The 17,123-nt window shown below is 62.4% G+C and carries 19 protein-coding genes; 2 read left to right on the top strand and 17 right to left on the bottom strand.

What is annotated here, in order from left to right; translation table 11 throughout:
- Positions 1–10: 10 nt before the first annotated feature.
- The 9 genes from ccmI to ccmA form a co-directional block, all read right to left on the bottom strand.
- The gene (gene ccmI / locus MKS85_RS06230) at positions 11–1,213 is read right to left on the bottom strand and encodes a c-type cytochrome biogenesis protein CcmI (protein WP_076385814.1); all 1,203 of its coding nucleotides are present in this window, start codon (positions 1,211–1,213) and stop codon (positions 11–13) included.
- Positions 1,206–1,679 (bottom strand): cytochrome c-type biogenesis protein, encoded by a 474-nt coding sequence (locus tag MKS85_RS06225; protein WP_139050810.1) that lies wholly within the window; start codon positions 1,677–1,679, stop codon positions 1,206–1,208. Before MKS85_RS06225 ends, ccmI begins: the two co-directional genes overlap by 8 nt.
- A complete protein-coding gene (locus tag MKS85_RS06220) occupies positions 1,676–2,212 on the bottom strand; it encodes a DsbE family thiol:disulfide interchange protein (RefSeq protein ID WP_047226276.1) in 537 nt (178 codons plus the stop codon). The genes MKS85_RS06225 and MKS85_RS06220 overlap by 4 nt, the downstream gene beginning before the upstream one ends.
- A complete protein-coding gene (locus tag MKS85_RS06215; RefSeq protein WP_047226275.1) occupies positions 2,209–4,194 on the bottom strand; it encodes a heme lyase CcmF/NrfE family subunit in 1,986 nt (661 codons plus the stop codon). The genes MKS85_RS06220 and MKS85_RS06215 overlap by 4 nt, the downstream gene beginning before the upstream one ends.
- A gap of 3 nt (positions 4,195–4,197) precedes the next feature.
- Entirely contained in the window at positions 4,198–4,653 is a 456-nt protein-coding gene (gene ccmE, locus MKS85_RS06210; protein ID WP_076385818.1) for a cytochrome c maturation protein CcmE, read from the bottom strand.
- The gene (gene ccmD / locus MKS85_RS06205; RefSeq protein ID WP_007939192.1) at positions 4,650–4,826 is read right to left on the bottom strand and encodes a heme exporter protein CcmD; all 177 of its coding nucleotides are present in this window, start codon (positions 4,824–4,826) and stop codon (positions 4,650–4,652) included. Before ccmD ends, ccmE begins: the two co-directional genes overlap by 4 nt.
- Positions 4,823–5,578, bottom strand: a complete 756-nt coding sequence (locus MKS85_RS06200) for a heme ABC transporter permease (RefSeq protein ID WP_047226273.1) — start codon at positions 5,576–5,578, stop codon at positions 4,823–4,825. The genes ccmD and MKS85_RS06200 overlap by 4 nt, the downstream gene beginning before the upstream one ends.
- Before the next feature lie 94 nt (positions 5,579–5,672).
- Positions 5,673–6,341, bottom strand: coding sequence for a heme exporter protein CcmB (gene ccmB / locus MKS85_RS06195; RefSeq protein ID WP_047226272.1), 669 nt, complete (start codon positions 6,339–6,341; stop codon positions 5,673–5,675).
- Positions 6,338–6,973 (bottom strand): cytochrome c biogenesis heme-transporting ATPase CcmA, encoded by a 636-nt coding sequence (gene ccmA, locus MKS85_RS06190; RefSeq protein WP_047226271.1) that lies wholly within the window; start codon positions 6,971–6,973, stop codon positions 6,338–6,340. Before ccmA ends, ccmB begins: the two co-directional genes overlap by 4 nt.
- Before the next feature lie 199 nt (positions 6,974–7,172).
- Here ccmA and MKS85_RS06185 point away from each other — a divergent pair, with 199 nt between their 5' ends.
- On the top strand, positions 7,173–8,759 hold the full coding sequence (locus MKS85_RS06185) for a flagellar hook-length control protein FliK (protein ID WP_188251140.1): 1,587 nt from the start codon (positions 7,173–7,175) through the stop codon (positions 8,757–8,759).
- Positions 8,756–9,085, top strand: a complete 330-nt coding sequence (locus MKS85_RS06180) for an EscU/YscU/HrcU family type III secretion system export apparatus switch protein (protein WP_047226269.1) — start codon at positions 8,756–8,758, stop codon at positions 9,083–9,085. Before MKS85_RS06185 ends, MKS85_RS06180 begins: the two co-directional genes overlap by 4 nt.
- Before the next feature lie 198 nt (positions 9,086–9,283).
- On the opposite strand, the gene MKS85_RS06175 is transcribed toward MKS85_RS06180, so the two are convergent.
- From MKS85_RS06175 to MKS85_RS06140, 8 genes are all read right to left on the bottom strand, one after another.
- Positions 9,284–9,679, bottom strand: a complete 396-nt coding sequence (locus tag MKS85_RS06175; protein ID WP_047226268.1) for a DUF2802 domain-containing protein — start codon at positions 9,677–9,679, stop codon at positions 9,284–9,286.
- A 1-nt stretch (position 9,680) separates the two neighbouring features.
- Positions 9,681–10,166 (bottom strand): chemotaxis protein CheW, encoded by a 486-nt coding sequence (locus tag MKS85_RS06170; protein ID WP_024778681.1) that lies wholly within the window; start codon positions 10,164–10,166, stop codon positions 9,681–9,683.
- A gap of 72 nt (positions 10,167–10,238) precedes the next feature.
- Positions 10,239–11,111 carry a CheW domain-containing protein gene (locus MKS85_RS06165; RefSeq protein ID WP_188251139.1) on the bottom strand — a complete coding sequence of 291 codons (873 nt, stop codon included), beginning with the start codon at positions 11,109–11,111 and terminating at the stop codon, positions 10,239–10,241.
- Between the two features lie 96 nt (positions 11,112–11,207).
- Entirely contained in the window at positions 11,208–11,999 is a 792-nt protein-coding gene (locus tag MKS85_RS06160; protein ID WP_047226266.1) for a ParA family protein, read from the bottom strand.
- Positions 12,000–12,048: 49 nt separating this feature from the next.
- Positions 12,049–12,933: a flagellar motor protein MotD gene (gene motD / locus MKS85_RS06155; protein WP_047226265.1), complete on the bottom strand. Its 885-nt coding sequence runs from the start codon at positions 12,931–12,933 to the stop codon at positions 12,049–12,051.
- 15 nt (positions 12,934–12,948) lie between these two features.
- The gene (locus tag MKS85_RS06150; protein ID WP_018606553.1) at positions 12,949–13,689 is read right to left on the bottom strand and encodes a flagellar motor protein; all 741 of its coding nucleotides are present in this window, start codon (positions 13,687–13,689) and stop codon (positions 12,949–12,951) included.
- A complete protein-coding gene (locus tag MKS85_RS06145) occupies positions 13,689–14,795 on the bottom strand; it encodes a chemotaxis response regulator protein-glutamate methylesterase (RefSeq protein ID WP_188251138.1) in 1,107 nt (368 codons plus the stop codon). The genes MKS85_RS06150 and MKS85_RS06145 overlap by 1 nt, the downstream gene beginning before the upstream one ends.
- A gap of 48 nt (positions 14,796–14,843) precedes the next feature.
- Positions 14,844–17,108 carry a chemotaxis protein CheA gene (locus tag MKS85_RS06140; RefSeq protein ID WP_188251137.1) on the bottom strand — a complete coding sequence of 755 codons (2,265 nt, stop codon included), beginning with the start codon at positions 17,106–17,108 and terminating at the stop codon, positions 14,844–14,846.
- Positions 17,109–17,123 lie beyond the last annotated feature (15 nt).

The raw sequence follows: 17,123 nt of genomic DNA, 5'->3' as shown, positions 1-17,123 counted from the left end.
CGAATTCCTGTTATTTATCCGGGCTGTCGATAGTCAGTTGTTGCTGCGCCGTGGTGCTGCTCGCCAGAGGCTTGCTGCGGCCGATCCATTCACCGGCGGTCGGTTGACCGGCCCGGGAAATGCGCGCCACCAGTTGGACTTCAGGGAAGTTCGACAGTTTCAGTTGCGGCATCATGGCGTCCGCGTCGCCCAGTTCCACGGTAACAGGCAGATCAGCGACGGTCAGGCGCTTGGCCGCCAGCGGCGCCGGCGGGCCGGAAGCGGCGCGGGCAAAGATGAACACGCTGTCGCCCGGCTGCACCTTGGCCTTGAGCGCTGGCGCCAGCTCGACGCGCACCTTGAGCAATGCCGCAGCCTTGCTCACTGGCGCTTGGGCGACCTTGCCGCCGCTGGCCTCAAGCTTCTCGGTGGCGCGGCTGATACCGCCCTGCAGCGCCTCACGGGACTTGTCGCCTTCCGGCAGTTGCGCGAGCAGGCGGCCCCAATAATCAATGGCTTGCTGATAGCGCTCGCCTTCGAACGCGGCGATTCCCAGTAGGCCCAGGCTGGTGACTTCCTTAGGATCGAGCTTGAGCGCTTCGTCGGTCAGGGCCTGGACCTTGTCCGACCATTTCTTGCCATCGGCGAAATACTGCGCCTGAGCCCACTGCCCGAGCAGCTCGGGTTGCCGGCCGGCCACCACCACGGTGCGCTCGAAGATCTTCGCCGCATCCGCCGGTCGGTCCTGGGCCATGTAGGTGCGACCGAGGAAATACAAGCCCTCGGCGTTATCCGGTTGCGCGGCCACCGCGCGCTCCAGGCGCAGGGTCATTTCTTCCATCGACTGCGGTGCCTGGGCGAACTCACGGGTCAGCTCGACCTTGTCGCTGGCGCCGAAATGCAGATACAACCCCAGGCCCAACACCGGCACCAGCACGGCGGCGAGTAACGGCAACGGTTTACCCAAGCGAGACTCGCGCGGCGCATCGGCGCCTTCGGTGTCGGCGAGCAGTTCACGCGCGGCTTCGGCGCGGCCGGTGTCCAGTTGCGCGGCGTTCAGCACGCCCTCTTCCTGCTCGGCCTGCAACTCGGCGACACGCTCCTGGTACAGCGCCACGTTGAGCGCGGTGCGGTCCTCTTCGCGCTGGGCGCGGCGACCGCGCAATACAGGGATCAACAGAAAACTCAGGGCAACCAGGAGAAGCAGACCTGCGGCGAGCCAGAAATCAATCATGCTTGGTTTTATCCAACAGTTGGTCGAGGCGCTGGCGCTCTTCGACAGAAAGCGTGTCCGGGGCAGCCGTGCGCTGGACCCGGCGGCGGCGCACAATCACCGCGATGACAACGAAACCACCGAGCAACAAGCCGGCGGGGCCAAACCAGAGCAGCGCGGTCTTGGAGGTCAAGGCCGGGTTGTAGCGCACGAACTCCCCATAGCGGTCCACCATGAAATCGATGATCTGCTGGTTGTCCTTGCCTTCGCCGAGCATGCGGAAAATTTCCTTGCGCAGGTCGGCGGCAATCGGTGCGTTGGAATCGGCGATGTCCTGGTTCTGACACTTGGGGCAGCGCAGCTCCTTGGTCAATTCACGAAACCGCTCGCGCTCGCCCTCGTTGGCGAATTCATAGGTATCGATGGCAGCGTGGGCAACGCCCGCCAGGCTCACCCCGAGGATGAGGGCTGCTAACCAGCGCTTCATGGCTTGGCCTCGTCGACCAGCGCCTGATACTTGGCGGCCAGCTTCTCGCGCCAGACCTGTTCGTCGATCACGCCGACGAACTTGTCGCGGATGACACCCTTGGCGTCGATGAAAAAGGTTTCCGGCGCCCCGTAGACGCCCAGGTTCAGGCCCAGGGAACCCTCTTCATCGCGGATATCCAGTTGATACGGGTTGTGGAATTCGGCCAGCCACTTCAAGGCATCGGCGTTGACGTCCTTGTAATTGACGCCGTAGATCACCACGCCGTTCTGGGCCAGTTTGTTCAATACCGGATGTTCAACCCGGCAGGAAATGCACCAGGTGCCCCAGACATTGACCAGTGCCGGTTTACCCAGCAGGTCCGCCCGGGTCAGTGTCTTGTCGCCCTGCACCGACGGCAGGGAAAACTCAGGGAACGGCTTGCCGATCATTGCCGAGGGCAATTCGGCCGGGTTCAGGTAGAGCCCCCGGTACAAAAACACCGCCATCAACAAAAACAGCGCCAGCGGCAACAGCATCAACCAACGTTTCATGCAGGGGCTCCCGTCATGCCCAGGGTTTCACGCACCCGGGTTTTTACCTTGACCCGATAACGACGATCCAAGGCCGCCAGCACGCCACCCAGGCCGGTCAGCAAGCCGCCGAACCAGATCCAGCGCACGAACGGCTTGACGTGGACCCGCACAGCCCACGCGCCATCGCCCAGGGACTCACCCAGCGCTACGTAGAGGTCGCGGGTGAAACCGGCATCGATCCCGGCTTCGGTCATCACCGAATTCTGCACGGTATAGAGGCGCTTTTCCGGATGCAGCACGGTCACTTCCTGGCCGTCGCGGAGCACCCGCACGGTGCCTTTGTCGGAAGTGAAGTTCGGGCCTTCGTAATGTTTGGCACCCTCGAAGACAAACTGATAGCCACCCAGATCCATGGACTCTCCGGGCGCCAGGCGCAGGTCGCGCTCGGCGCTGTTCTGGCTGGACAGCACCACGCCCAAGGCACAGACCGCGATACCCAGGTGGGCGAGCTGCATGCCCCAGTAGCTGCGGGTCAGGGTTGGCAGGCCCTTGATCAAGCCCTTGTGGCGGGTCTTGTCGAAGATATCCCTGACCCCGGCCAGCAACACCCAGGCCGCCAGCACGAAGGTCGCCAGCACCGCCCAGTTGAAATCGCCATACGCGATCCCGGCGATGACGGCCAGGGCAGCAGTGCCCAGCAGCACGGGCGTCAGCATGCCCATCAGCCATTTGACCGGTGTGTCTTTCCAGCGCACCAGCATGCCGACAGCCATCACCACCATCAGGATCGCCATCAGCGGAATGAACAGAGCATTGAAGTACGGCGGGCCGACCGACAGCTTGGCGCCGGTCAGCGCGTCGAGCACCAACGGGTACAGCGTGCCCAGCAGGATCATCGACGCGGCAACCACCAGCACCAGGTTGTTGCCCAGCAGCAGGGTTTCCCGGGACCAGAGGTTGAAGCCGACCTGGCTTTTCACCACCGGCGCGCGCACAGCGAACAGCGTCAGCGAGCCGCCGACCACGAACAGCAGGAACATCAGGATGAACACGCCACGCTCAGGGTCAGAGGCAAAGGCATGCACCGAAGTCAGTACGCCGGAACGCACCAGGAAGGTTCCCAGCAGGCTCAGGGAGAATGCGGCGATGGCCAGCAGCACGGTCCAGCTCTTGAACACGCCACGTTTTTCTGTGACGGCCAGGGAGTGGATCAGCGCGGTGCCCACCAGCCAGGGCATGAAGGAGGCGTTTTCCACCGGGTCCCAGAACCACCAGCCACCCCAGCCCAGTTCGTAGTAGGCCCACCACGAACCCAGGGTGATGCCAATGCCCAGGAAGGCCCAGGCGACGATGGTCCAGGGACGCGACCAGCGCGCCCAGGCGGCATCGAGACGACCGCCCAGCAACGCGGCGATGGCGAAGGCGAAGGCCACGGAGAATCCAACGTAGCCCATGTAGAGCATCGGCGGGTGAACGATCAGGCCGATGTCCTGCAGCAACGGATTGAGGTCGCGACCGTCCATCGGCACCTGGGGCAGGATGCGCTCGAACGGATTGGAGGTAACGATCAGGAACAACAGGAAACCGATGCTGATCATCCCCATCACCGCCAGCACCCGGGCCAGCATTACCTGGGGCAACTGCCGGGAGAACACCGAGACCGCGAAGGTCCAGCCGGCGAGGATCAACGCCCAGAGCAACAGAGACCCTTCATGGGCGCCCCACACCGCGCTGAACTTGTAGTACCAAGGCAAGGCGCTGTTGGAGTTACCGGCAACGTAGGCCACGGAGAAATCATCAGCCATGAACGCGTAGGTCAGGCAACCGAAGGCGAACAACATGAAGGCGAACTGCCCCCAAGCCGCCGGCTGGGCCAGGCTCATCCACAAACGATCGCCACGCCAGGCACCGAGTAAAGGCACCACCGCCTGAACGATGGAGAAACACAAGGCCAGGATCATCGCCAGGTGACCCAGCTCGGGAATAAACAGACCGGTCATCGATCAACCCTCCTTCACGGGAGCGGGCGCCGACTGGCCGCTGTCTTTCAAAGCCTTGGTCACTTCCGGCGGCATGTATTTTTCGTCGTGCTTGGCCAGGACTTCATCGGCCACCACCACGCCTTCGGCATTGAGCTTACCCAGGGCGACGATGCCCTGCCCTTCGCGAAACAGGTCCGGCAGGATGCCACGATAGGTGATGGTCACGGTCTTGTTGAAATCGGTGACGTTGAATTTCACGTCCAGCGAATCCCCGGAACGCTCCAGGGACCCCTCCTCCACCATGCCGCCGGCACGAATGCGCGTGTCCTTGGGTGCTTCGCCGTTGGCAATCTGGGTCGGGGTGTAGAACAGGTTGATGTTCTGTTGCAAGGCGCTCAAGGCCAGGCCGACTGCGGCGCCGACCCCCACCAGGATGGCAAGAATGATGACAAGACGTTTTTTGCGCAGCGGATTCACTGACCATTCTCCCGGCGCAGACGACGCGCCTCTTGTTGCAGATACCGCTTGCGGGCCAGGATCGGCGCCGCCACGTTGAGGGCCAGCACCGCCAGGCAGATGCCATAGGCGGACCAGACATACAGGCCGTGATGGCCCATGGCGAGAAAATCGCCGAATGATGCAAAACTCATCGAGCGGCCTCCAGGCTGTTCTGTACTTCGGCCTTCACCCAACTGGCCCGGGACTCGCGCTTGAGCACTTCCAGGCGCATGCGCAGCAGCAGCACCGCGCCGAAGAAACAGTAGAAACCCAGCACGGTGAGCAACAGCGGCAGCCACATTTGCACAGGCATCGCCGGTTTTTCGGTGAGGGTGAAGGTCGCGCCCTGGTGCAGGGTGTTCCACCAGTCCACCGAGTACTTGATGATCGGGATGTTGATCACGCCGACAATCGCCAGTACCGCGCAGGCCTTGGCGGCGCTGTCACGATTGCTGATGGCGTTGCCCAGCGCAATAAGACCGAAGTACAGAAACAGCAGGATCAGCATCGACGTCAGTCGGGCATCCCAGACCCACCATGAGCCCCAGGTCGGCTTGCCCCAGATCGCCCCGGTGACCAGCGCTACGGCGGTCATCCAGGCACCGATCGGCGCGGCGCATTGCAGGGCCACGTCCGCCAGTTTCATCTTCCACACCAGCCCGACCACGCCACACACCGCCAGCATCACGTAGATGGACTGGGCCAACAGCGCCGTGGGAACGTGAATGTAGATGATGCGAAAGCTGTTGCCCTGCTGGTAGTCCGGCGGTGCGAAGGCCAGGCCCCAGACCACGCCGATGCCGATCAGCAGCAGTGCGGCGATGCTCAACCAGGGCAGCAGTTTGCCGCTGATGCCGTAGAACCACTTGGGTGAGCCGAGCTTATGAAACCAGGTCCAGTTCATTGCTGTTTCCATCACGGTTGCGACTCGTCATTACGAGTCGCCAGGTCTGCCTTTACTTCAAAAGAAGTGGTCAGTTCTTGACCAGGCCTCATTATTATTCGCCGACGCTGATTTTCAGGCCAGCGGCTATTGCAAAGGGTGTCAGGGTTATCGCCAGGGCGGTCAGGCTCCCAAGCCACAGCAGATAACCGGTTGCCGGCATGCCTTGCAGCGCGGCTTGCAAGGCGCCACTGCCGAGGATCAACACCGGGATATACAGCGGCAGGATCAGCAGCGCCAACAACAGGCCGCCGCGCTTCAACCCCACCGTCAATGCCGCGCCGACTGCGCCGAGCAGGCTCAACACCGGCGTGCCCAGCAACAGCGATACCAACAATACCGGCATGCAGGCAGCGGGCAAGCCCAGCATCATTGCCAGCAGCGGCGAGAGCAGCACCAGTGCCAGGCCGGAAAAAACCCAGTGTGCCAGTACCTTGGCCAAAACCAGAAGGGCCAGGGGGTGCGACGAAAGGACCCACTGTTCCAGGGATCCGTCCTCGAAATCACTGCGGAAAAGCCCGTCCAGCGAGAGCAGGACCGATAAAAGGGCCGCCACCCAGACCAGCCCCGGCGACAAGGTTTGCAACAATTGAGTCCCGGGACCGACCGCCAGCGGGAACAGTGCGATGACAATCGCGAAGAACACCAGCGGATTGGCCAGTTCGGCCGGACGGCGGAACAACAGGCGCGCCTCGCGGGCAAGCAGCAGGCCAAACACACTCATACAGCCCAGTTCCCAAGATCGATGTTGCGATAACCGGATGGCATCCGCGCCAATGTGTGGTGGGTGGTCAACAGCACCATGCCGCCCCTCTCACAGTGCCCGGCCAGGTGCTCCTCAAGCTGCGCCACGCCCTGCTTGTCCAGAGCGGTGAACGGCTCGTCGAGAATCCACAGCGGCGGGCTGTCGAGATATAACCGGGCCAGGGCCACGCGGCGCTGCTGGCCGGCGGACAGGGTGTGGCACGGCACGTCTTCGAAGCCGCGCAGGCCCACCGTCGCCAGCGCCTGCCAGATCGCCTCGCGCCCGGCCGGTCGATGCAGCGCGCAGAGCCAACTGAGGTTTTCTTCAGGCGTCAGCAAATCCTTGATGCCGGCGGCATGGCCGATCCAGAGCAGATTGCGGGCCAGTTCGCTGCGCTGGCTGTGCAACGGCTGGCCATTGAGCAGCACTTGGCCGGCGGTCGGCTGCATCAACCCGGCCAACAGGCGCAACAGGCTGGTCTTGCCACTGCCGTTGGGGCCGCTGATCTGCACCATATCGCCAGGCGAGAGTCTCAATTGGAGATTCTCGAAAAGCAGCCGCAAATCTCGCTCACAGGCGAGGCCAACGGTTTGCAGGAGAGGACTGGTCAAGGGATAGCGGGCCTTATACGGTTCAAGTCGGCAATGCAGCGGCCGTTAAAGAGGTGCAGCATAGATGCTTTGGCGGCCGGTTCCACAGAGCTGCGTCAAACAATTGCAAGGTTTTCGCCACTCCCTGAAAGACCGGCGGCATTATACATGTCATGCCCCAGGGGGCGTGCTCAATTAGTTTCCCAAGGTAAGACCGCAGATGACAGGCGACATGAACATCCCGCCGTTGCCTCAGGCCTCGGCAACAACCCGTATGCCGGCGGTCACGGGCGAGCTGCTCAAATTGCTGACGCCGGTCGAAGGCCTGATCGGTGCGGGCCAGACCGCCAAGGCCGAGGTGTTGTCGCTCAAGCAGGCGGAACAGACCTTCCAGCTGTTGCTCAAGGTCACCCTGGAGAGCGGTCGCCAAACCACCGTGCAAGCCACCAGCACCCAGCCATTGCCCCAAGGCACCAGCTTGGCCGTGACTCAGCCGTCCGCCAGCAACCTGGCGATTACCGTGCAGCAGGCCATCGCCTCGAGCGTCGCCACCCTGACCCGTATCGACACGGCACAGATGCCGGTCGGCACGCTGCTGCAAGGCAAGGTACTGACCAGTCAGGCGTTGCCGCAGTTGCCGGGGCAACCCGCGGTGTACCGGTCGCTGGTGAGCCTGCTCAACACCGCCCAGGCCGGAAGTACCCTGGACATCGACAGCCCGCAACCGCTGCGCATCGGCACGCTATTGAGCGCTCAGGTACAAGATGCCCAAACCTTGAAATTTGTCCCCTTGAGCAACCGCCAGGAACAACTGGCGGTGAGTCAGCAACTGGTCACGCAGATGAGCCGCCAGGGCTCGTTGGACAGCCTGGTCACCGCGCTGCAAAACACTGCGCTGCAAAAGCTTCCGGCCAGCGACGACACTGGCGTCGAGTTGCGCGCTGCGGTGACACGCCTGTTGGCGGGCCTGCCGGACATCCAGCAACTGAGTACACCCAAGGGCCTGGCCCAGGCCATGGCCGCCAGCGGCGCGTTCCTGGAAAGCAAACTGCTGGCCGGGCAAGTACCGAGCCTGGCGCCAGACATGAAGGGCGATCTGCTGAAACTGATCGCCCAACTGACCCCGGCCCTGCCCGCCTCAACCAACCTCGCCGCCATCATCGCCGCCAACACCTTGGCCCAGGCGCTGCCCAGCTTCGTGCGTAACGCCCTCGGCACCCTCGGCCAGGTCAGCGTCAAGCCGCAACCCACCAGTTTCCCCCTGCCCTCGCGCCTGTTGAAAGGCCAGGACGATGAAGGCGATCTGGAACAGCTGTTGCGCCTGGCCGCCGCTGCCGTGTCGCGCCTGCAAAGCCATCAGTTGTCGAGCCTGGAACAGACGGGCCTGACCGACGACGGTCGGCTGATGAGCACCTGGCAGTTGGAAATCCCCATGCGCAACCTGCAGGACATCGTGCCGCTGCAGGTCAAGTTCCAGCGCGAGGAAACCCCGCCCCGGGAGGAGTCACCGGAACGCCGTGAAGAGCGCGAACCGAAACAGCAACTCTGGCGGGTCGAGCTGGCGTTCGACATGGAGCCACTGGGGCCGCTGCAGATTCAGGCCCAGTTGCTCAGCGGCAGCCTGTCGAGCCAGCTATGGGCAGAGCGGCCGTATACCGCCAGCTTGATCGAAAACAATCTGACCGCGCTGCGTGAACGCCTGGTGACCTGCGGCCTGAACGTTGGCGACCTGGATTGCCACCTCGGCACCCCGCCCCAAGGCCCCAAGACGCGACTGGAACAACGCTGGGTGGACGAAACCGCATGACAACCGACACCGCACCACGCCAGGCCATCGCCCTCAAGTACGACGGCCTCCACGCCCCGACCCTCACCGCCAAGGGCGACGAAGCCCTGGCCGAGGAAATCCTGCGGATCGCCCGCGAAAGCGAAGTGCCGATCTATGAAAACGCTGAATTGGTGAAGCTGTTGGCGCGGATGGAACTGGGCGACAGCATCCCGGAAGAGTTGTATCGCACCATTGCCGAAATCATTGCCTTTGCCTGGAACTTGAAAGGCAAATTCCCCCAGGGCTATGACCCGAACGCGCCAAGTGTCGAGAAGGATGTGACCGATCGCGGCGACGATTATTGATCTCCAGATCCAGCAAGGACCGCTCTTGTGGCGAGGGAGCAAGCTCCCTCGCCACGGTGATGTATTCACTGAAGATAGGAGGGCCTTTGTAAAAAAAATCGCAGCCTTCAGCAACGCCTACAGGGTAATGTGAACCCTGTAGACGCTGCCAAAGGCTGCGATCTCTTGATCTTTCTTGCAGCTTGCCGCTTGAAACTATCAGCCGCCCTTATGCAACTTGCTCATCAACTCCGCCTCGGCCTGGGTCAGGCCGCAGGCTTGGGTCAGTTCGTCGACGCTGGCGCCCATGCCCACCAGGCGAGCGGCCTGGGCGAAGGACAGGCTGGAGGGGTCGCGCTGCTCCAGCTGGGCCAGTTTGTCCGGCAACGGAGCGACCACGGCGCGTAGCTCGTGCAGGGCTTCGCCCATGCGCACGGTGCCGTTCTGGTAATCGTCGACGCGTTTGGCCAGGTCGCGGATGCGTTGATCACGCAACGCATCGCCCTGGGCCTGCTGAGCGGCGATCTGCCGCTGGCCGCGTATGTACGCGACAAACATCGCCAGCGTGCCTGCCCAGAAAAGGAACAGGACAATGACTGCTACCTCAAGAATCAAATCAGATACTCTCCAGTTCCGACCATTCCTCTTCGCTCATCATCTTCTCCAGCTCGACCAGGATCAGCAACTCGTTGTTCTTGTTGCACACGCCCTGGATGAACTTGGCCGACTCTTCGTTACCGACGTTAGGCGCGGTTTCGATCTCCGACTGACGCAAGTAAACCACTTCGGCAACGCTGTCGACGAGGATGCCGACCACTTGCTTGTCGGCCTCGATGATCACGATACGGGTGTTGTCGTTGACCTCGGTGGAGTTCAGGCCAAACCGCTGGCGAGTGTCAATCACCGTGACCACGTTACCGCGCAGGTTGATGATGCCCAGCACGTAGCTTGGCGCACCGGGAACCGGGGCGATCTCGGTATAGCGCAGCACTTCCTGAACGCGCATCACGTTGATGCCGTAGGTTTCGTTATCGAGCTTGAAGGTCACCCATTGCAAAATCGGATCTTCGGAACCCTTGAGAGACGACGCCTTATCATTCATACCCTGACCCCTCGAAAAACCGCCTGTGGCGGTGTGTGTTCTGCCCCGTGACGTGGTGCGCCACGGGTTGTCTTATTTCGGTTTCTGAACCGGCTTGGCGCCGCCCAGGTGTTTTGCCCCGCCACTGGCGATCAATTCGGCCAGCTCGGAAACGTCCAGCAAGGCGCACATGTGCTCGATCACCGTACCGGCCAGCCATGGCCGTTGGCCTCGATGGCTGCGCCACTTGATCTCGTTCGGGTCCAGGCGCAGCGAGCGACTGACCTGATGCACCGCCAAACCCCATTCATACCCTTGCACCGAAATCACGTATTGCAGGCCCTGGCGAAAATCATCGCGATAACGGTCCGGCATCACCCAGCGCGCGGTATCCAGCACCTTCAGGTTGCCGGCCTGGCTCGGCAGGATCCCCAGGAACCATTCCGGCTGACCGAACAAAGGCGTCAGTTCCTGCCCGGCCAGGGAATATATCGATCCCAGGCATACCAGCGGCACCGCCAGGGTCAACCCGGCCACATCGAACAACAAACACTCGAACGGCTCGGCGGCCCAGGCCGGACGGTCGTCGGTCGGCACCGGCGGCGGTGGGCTGCTTGGTGGCAGATGAACTTCCACCACCGGCGTCACCAGGCCCTGCAGCAACGGTGCAACGGTCGAGACCGGCGCCAGGATCGGCGCAGGCGCTTGCATCACTGCCACCTGAGGCTTGATGAACGGAGCCTCGACTGCCGCGGCAATCACTGTTTTGTGTGCATCACGGGCCTGCTCTTCGAGCACGGCCGCCTGAAATTCATCCAGTCCACCTTCGGCTTCGACGGTCTCGGGCAACGCCTCGATCACGCTCGGTTGCGCTGGCAGTTCTTCGGTTGCTTCCTGCAGCAGCCCATCCAGATAAGACTGCAGGGCCAGTTGCGGACGCGAGGTTGTCTTTATCGGGCGGCTCATGGGAACAGTGCGCCACTTGAAAAGGTTATCGGCATGTATGCGCCAGGACTTGAGCGCTCACAAGCGTGTGCAATGCCTTTGGTAAGCCTCGTCACCTTAAGCCACCTGCTGCGAAACGAGCTGCTGGGCCAGCAGGTGCTTGAGCAGCGCCCGGTAGGCCAGCACGCCGCGGCTCTTGCCATCGAATTGCGAAGGGGTCACACCGGCACGGCTGGCGTCACGCAAACGCGTGTCGACCGGAATGTAGCCTTGCCAGATGTCATCCGGGTACATGTCCCGTAGCACGCGCAGGGTGCCCAGGGACGCCTGGGTGCGACGATCAAACAGGGTCGGCACGATGTTGAAGGCCAACGATTGCTTGCGTGAGCGGTTGATCATCGCCAGGGTATTGACCATGCGCTCCAGGCCCTTGACTGCCAGATGCTCGGTCTGCACCGGGATAACTAGTTGCTGGCTGGCCGCCAAGGCGTTGACCATCAGCACGCCCAGCAGCGGCGGGCTGTCGATGATCGCGTAATCGAAATCCTGCCACAGTTGCGCCAGACTCTTGGCGATCACCAGGCCCAGACCGCTTTGTCCCGGGGACTGCCGTTCCAGGGTCGCCAGGGCGGTGCTGGATGGCAACAGGGAAATCCGCTCATCGCTGGTGGACAGCAGCAACTGCCCCGGCAGGCCTTCGGGCACACCGCCCTTGTGCAGGAACAGGTCGTAGTTGCTGTGCTCCAGACTGTCGGGATCGTAACCAAAGTAGCTGGTCATCGAGCCGTGGGGGTCCAGATCGACCATGACCACGCGCTTGCCCGCCTCGGCCAGCAATCCGGCTAAAGCGATGGAAGATGTGGTTTTACCCACACCACCTTTTTGATTGGCGACTGCCCAGACTCTCATTCGGATTGTTCCTCCCGGTCGATAAAGGCTCGACCGAGAAATAGCTCGGTTATAAAGCGGGTGACGGAGAATTGACGGCGCTCTGTCTTCCCGGCGACTTGGGCTGGGTCGGTGCAGTTTGTGTGCCAGCACGCTTCAATGCCGCATCCGGTGTTGCATGGGCCGTACCGGTCCCGGTCAGGCTGCGGCGCACCTCAAGGTTGCGCGACACCACCAACACCACTCGCCGGTTGCGCGCCCTCCCCTCGGCGGTGGCATTGTTGGCCACCGGCTGGAATTCACCATAGCCCACCGACGCCAGCCGGCCGGGGTTTACGCCCTGCATCGCGAGCATGCGCACGATGCTCGCCGAACGCGCCGAGGACAGTTCCCAGTTGGTCGGGTACTGCGCAGTGCGAATCGGCTGGTCGTCAGTGAAGCCTTCTACGTGGATCGGGTTGTCGAAAGGCCTGAGGATCGCGGCCACTTTATCGATGATGTTGAACGCCATGTCGCTGGGCATGGCATCGCCGCTGCCAAACAACAGGCTGGAATTGAGTTCGATCTCAACCCACAACTCGTTGCCGCGCACGGTCATCTGATTGGAGCTGATCAGATCACCAAACGCCGCGCTGATGTCATCGGCAATGCTTTTCAACGGATCGCTGCCGCCAGCGATACCGGCATCGACCTGCTCGGAGTCCCTGACCAGCGGTTTGGCCGGCGTGGTGGTCTTGGGCCGCTCATCACCGATGGGGATGGGCTTGAGGGCACGATCGGAGTCGGTAAACACGCCGATCAGCGCCTCGGAAATAACCTTGTACTTGCCTTCGTTGACCGACGAGATCGAATACATGACCACGAAAAAAGCGAACAGCAGCGTGATGAAGTCGGCGTAAGAGACGAGCCAGCGTTCATGGTTGACGTGTTCTTCACGATGCCTGCGACGTGCCATTTTCCATGTCTCCCATCAGTCCATGAAGCCCTGAAGCTTCAACTCAATGGAACGCGGGTTTTCACCTTCGGCGATCGACAGGATCCCTTCCAGCAACATTTCGCGATAACGCGACTGGCGCAACGCAATGGACTTGAGCTTGGCGGCGATCGGCAGCAGCACCAGGTTGGCACTGGCCACACCATAAATGGTCGCGACGAAAGCCACGGCGATACCACTGCCCAGTTGCGACGGATCGGCCAAGTTGCCCATCACGTGGATCAGGCCCATCACCGCACCGATGATGCCGATGGTCGGCGCATAGCCACCCATGCTTTCAAAGACTTTGGCCGCTTCGATGTCACGGCTTTCCTGGGTGTAGAAATCCACTTCCAGGATGCTGCGGATGGCTTCCGGCTCAGCGCCGTCCACCAACAGTTGCAGGCCTTTGCGCGAATAGTTGTCGGGTTCGGCGTCGGCCACCCCTTCCAGGCCCAGCAAACCTTCCTTGCGGGCGGTCAGGCTCCAGTTCACCACGCGGTCGATGCCCCCGGCCAGGTCGACGCGCGGCGGGAACAGAATCCAGATGAGCACCTGCATGGCGCGCTTGAAGGCGCTCATGGGCGATTGCAACAGCGCCGCGCCCACGGTGCCGCCGATCACGATCAACGCCGCCGGGCCGTTGGCCAAGGCCCCCAGGTGACCGCCTTCCAGGTAATTGCCACCAATAATGGCGACGAACGCCATGATGATGCCGATCAGGCTGAGCACATCCATTACAGGCACGCCTCGACCAGGTGTCTACCGATGTCGTCCAGCCCGTACACCGCGTCGGCCAGATCCGCTTTGACAATCGCCATCGGCATGCCATAGATCACGCAACTGGCTTCATCCTGGGCCCAAATGGCGCTACCGCCCTGCTTGAGCAGGCGCGCGCCCTCGCGACCGTCGGCGCCCATGCCGGTGAGCACCACCGCCAGAACTTTGTCGCCGTAGGATTTAGCGGCGGAGCCGAAAGTGATGTCCACACACGGTTTGTAATTGAGCCGCTCATCGCCGGGCAGGATTTTCACCGCGCCGCGACCATCGATCATCATCTGCTTGCCGCCTGGCGCCAACAGCGCCAGGCCCGGACGCAGGATGTCGCCATCCTCGGCCTCCTTGACGCTGATACGACACAGCTTGTCCAGACGCTCGGCGAACGCCTTGGTGAAGGCCGCGGGCATATGCTGGATCAGCACGATCGGCGCCGGAAAGTTGGCCGGCAACTGGGTCAGGACCCGCTGCAACGCCACCGGGCCGCCGGTGGACGTACCAATAGCGACCAGTTTGTAGGCTTTGCGCTTGGGGGCCGGCGACGATGACGTACTGGCGGGCGCGGAACGAGCTGGCGCTGGGGCCGGGGCACTGCGCGCTGGGGCCGGATTGAAGCTGCCCGATGAAGCCGGGGCTGGCGCAGGTGTGCTATAGGCACCGACACGCCGGTTGCTGCGGGAAATACTGTGGACCTTCTCGCACAGCAACTGCCGAACCTTGTCGGGGTTGCGCGAAATGTCTTCGAAATTTTTCGGCAGGAAATCCACCGCCCCGGCGTCCAGCGCATCGAGGGTCACCCGGGCGCCTTCATGGGTCAGGGAGGAGAACATCAATACTGGGGTCGGGCAGCGCTGCATGATATGCCGCACCGCCGTGATGCCATCCATCATCGGCATCTCGTAGTCCATGGTGATCACGTCCGGCTTGAGCGCCAGCGCCTGATCGATTGCCTCTTTGCCGTTGGTCGCCGTACCGACGACCTGAATACTCGGGTCCGCCGAGAGAATTTCCGAGACGCGGCGGCGGAAAAACCCCGAATCGTCCACCACCAGGACTTTAACTACCATAAACACTCCGTTAGACGAGACGCGGCTGCGGGCCGCGCCCCTCCAGAATCAAATACGCCGTGCGGCGTAACGCTTGAGCATGCTTGGCACATCGAGAATCAACGCGATGCGACCGTCGCCGGTGATGGTGGCGCCGGACATGCCCGGGGTGCCCTGGAGCATCTTGCCTAGCGGCTTGATGACCACTTCTTCCTGGCCCACCAACTGATCGACGACGAAGCCGATCCGCTGGGTGCCCACCGAAAGGATCACCACATGGCCTTCACCCTGCTCGACATGAGCGGCGGAGCTGACCAGCCAGCGCTTGAGGTAGAACAGCGGCAGTGCCTTGTCCCGCACGATCACCACTTCCTGGCCGTCCACCACGTTGGTGCGCGACAGGTCGAGGTGGAAGATTTCGTTGACATTGACCAGCGGGAAGGCGAATGCCTGGTTGCCCAGCATCACCATCAGGGTCGGCATGATCGCCAGGGTCAGCGGGACCTTGATGACGATTTTCGAGCCCTGGCCTTTGGTCGAGTAGATGTTGATCGAACCGTTGAGCTGGGAAATCTTGGTTTTCACCACGTCCATGCCCACGCCACGGCCCGACACGTCGGAAATCTCGGTCTTGGTCGAGAACCCCGGGGCGAAGATCAGGTTGTAGCACTCGGTGTCGCTCAGGCGGTCGGCGGCATCCTTGTCCATCACACCGCGCTTCACCGCGATGGAGCGCAGTACGTTCGGGTCCATGCCTTTGCCGTCGTCGGAGATCGACAGCAGGATGTGGTCGCCTTCCTGCTCGGCGGCCAATACCACCTTGCCGCTGCGGGGCTTGCCTGACTCTTCGCGCTCTTGCGGCGACTCGATACCGTGGTCGACCGCGTTGCGCACCAAGTGGACCAGCGGATCGGCCAGAGCCTCGACCAGGTTCTTGTCCAGGTCGGTCTCTTCGCCCACCAGTTCCAGGTTGATTTCTTTCTTGAGCTGGCGTGCCAGGTCGCGAACCAGGCGCGGGAAGCGCCCGAAGACTTTCTTGATCGGCTGCATCCGGGTCTTCATGACCGCCGTCTGCAAGTCAGCCGTGACCACGTCCAGGTTCGACACGGCCTTGGCCATGGCTTCGTCCTGGCTGTTGAGGCCCAGGCGCACCAGGCGGTTACGCACCAGCACCAGTTCGCCGACCATGTTCATGATCTCGTCCAGGCGAGCGGTGTCGACCCGAACAGTGGTCTCGGCTTCGCTGGCCGGCTTTTCCGCCGGCGCGGCCGCCGGTGCGCGGGCTGGCGCCGGGGCGGCGGCAGCAGGCTTGGGTGTCTCAGCCTTCGGTTCCGGTGCCTTGGCGGCGGGTTTGACCGCGGCCTTCTCCGCTGGCGCAGCCGCTGTGGCAGTGGCGGCAGGCGCAGTGGCTGTTGAGGCGGTGCCGACTTCGCTGAACTTGCCCTTGCCGTGCAGTTCGTCGAGCAGTGATTCGAATTCGTGATCGCTGATCAGGTCGCTGCCCGCTGCGGCGGCGGCAGGCTTGGCTGGGGTCGGCGCGGAGGCGATAGCCGAATCCAGTGCGTCCACGGCGAAGTTACCCTTGCCGTGCAACTGATCGAGCAAAGCCTCGAACTCATCGTCGGTGATATCGGAGTTGTCGCCCGCCGCTTTCGGGGCGGCCGGGGCACTCGGGGGGGCGACGGCATCCACGGCGAACTGGCCCTTGCCGTGAAGCTGATCGAGCAGCGACTCGAACTCGGCGTCGGTGATTTCATCGCTGGCGGCGGCATCGGCGGCCGGCGCAGCCGAGGCAGCAGGCGCTGCCGGAGCCTGGGCTTGAGCCTTGACGGCGTTCAGCGAGTCCAGCAGTTGTTCGAATTCGTTATCGGTGATGTCGCCTGATTCCTCGGCGACCGGTTCCTCAACCACTGGCGCGGCTACCGGTGCAGCTTCGTCAGCCGACTGCGGCTCGGCCAGGCGCGACAGCGCGGCGAGCAGCTCAGGCGTAGCAGCGGTGATCGGTGAGCGCTCGCGCACTTCACTGAACATGCTGTTGACCGCATCCAGCGCTTCGAGCACCACGTCCATCAATTCCGAGTCAACGCGACGCTCACCCTTGCGCAGGATGTCGAACACGTTTTCGGCAATGTGACAGCACTCCACCAGCTCATTGAGCTGGAGGAAGCCGGCGCCTCCTTTTACAGTGTGGAAACCGCGAAAAATTGCATTGAGCAGATCCGCATCATCAGGTCGGCTTTCCAGCTCGACCAGCTGTTCGGACAGTTGCTCTAGAATCTCGCCGGCCTCAACCAGGAAATCCTGAAGGATCTCTTCATCGGCGCCGAAGCTCATTAATGGGTGCTCCTA

Source organism: Pseudomonas sp. JL2 (genome assembly GCF_031570495.1).
Lineage (GTDB): Bacteria > Pseudomonadota > Gammaproteobacteria > Pseudomonadales > Pseudomonadaceae > Aquipseudomonas > Aquipseudomonas rhizophila.
Note: the sequence above shows the minus strand (reverse complement) of the source record. Positions and strands in the feature narration are given on the sequence as shown.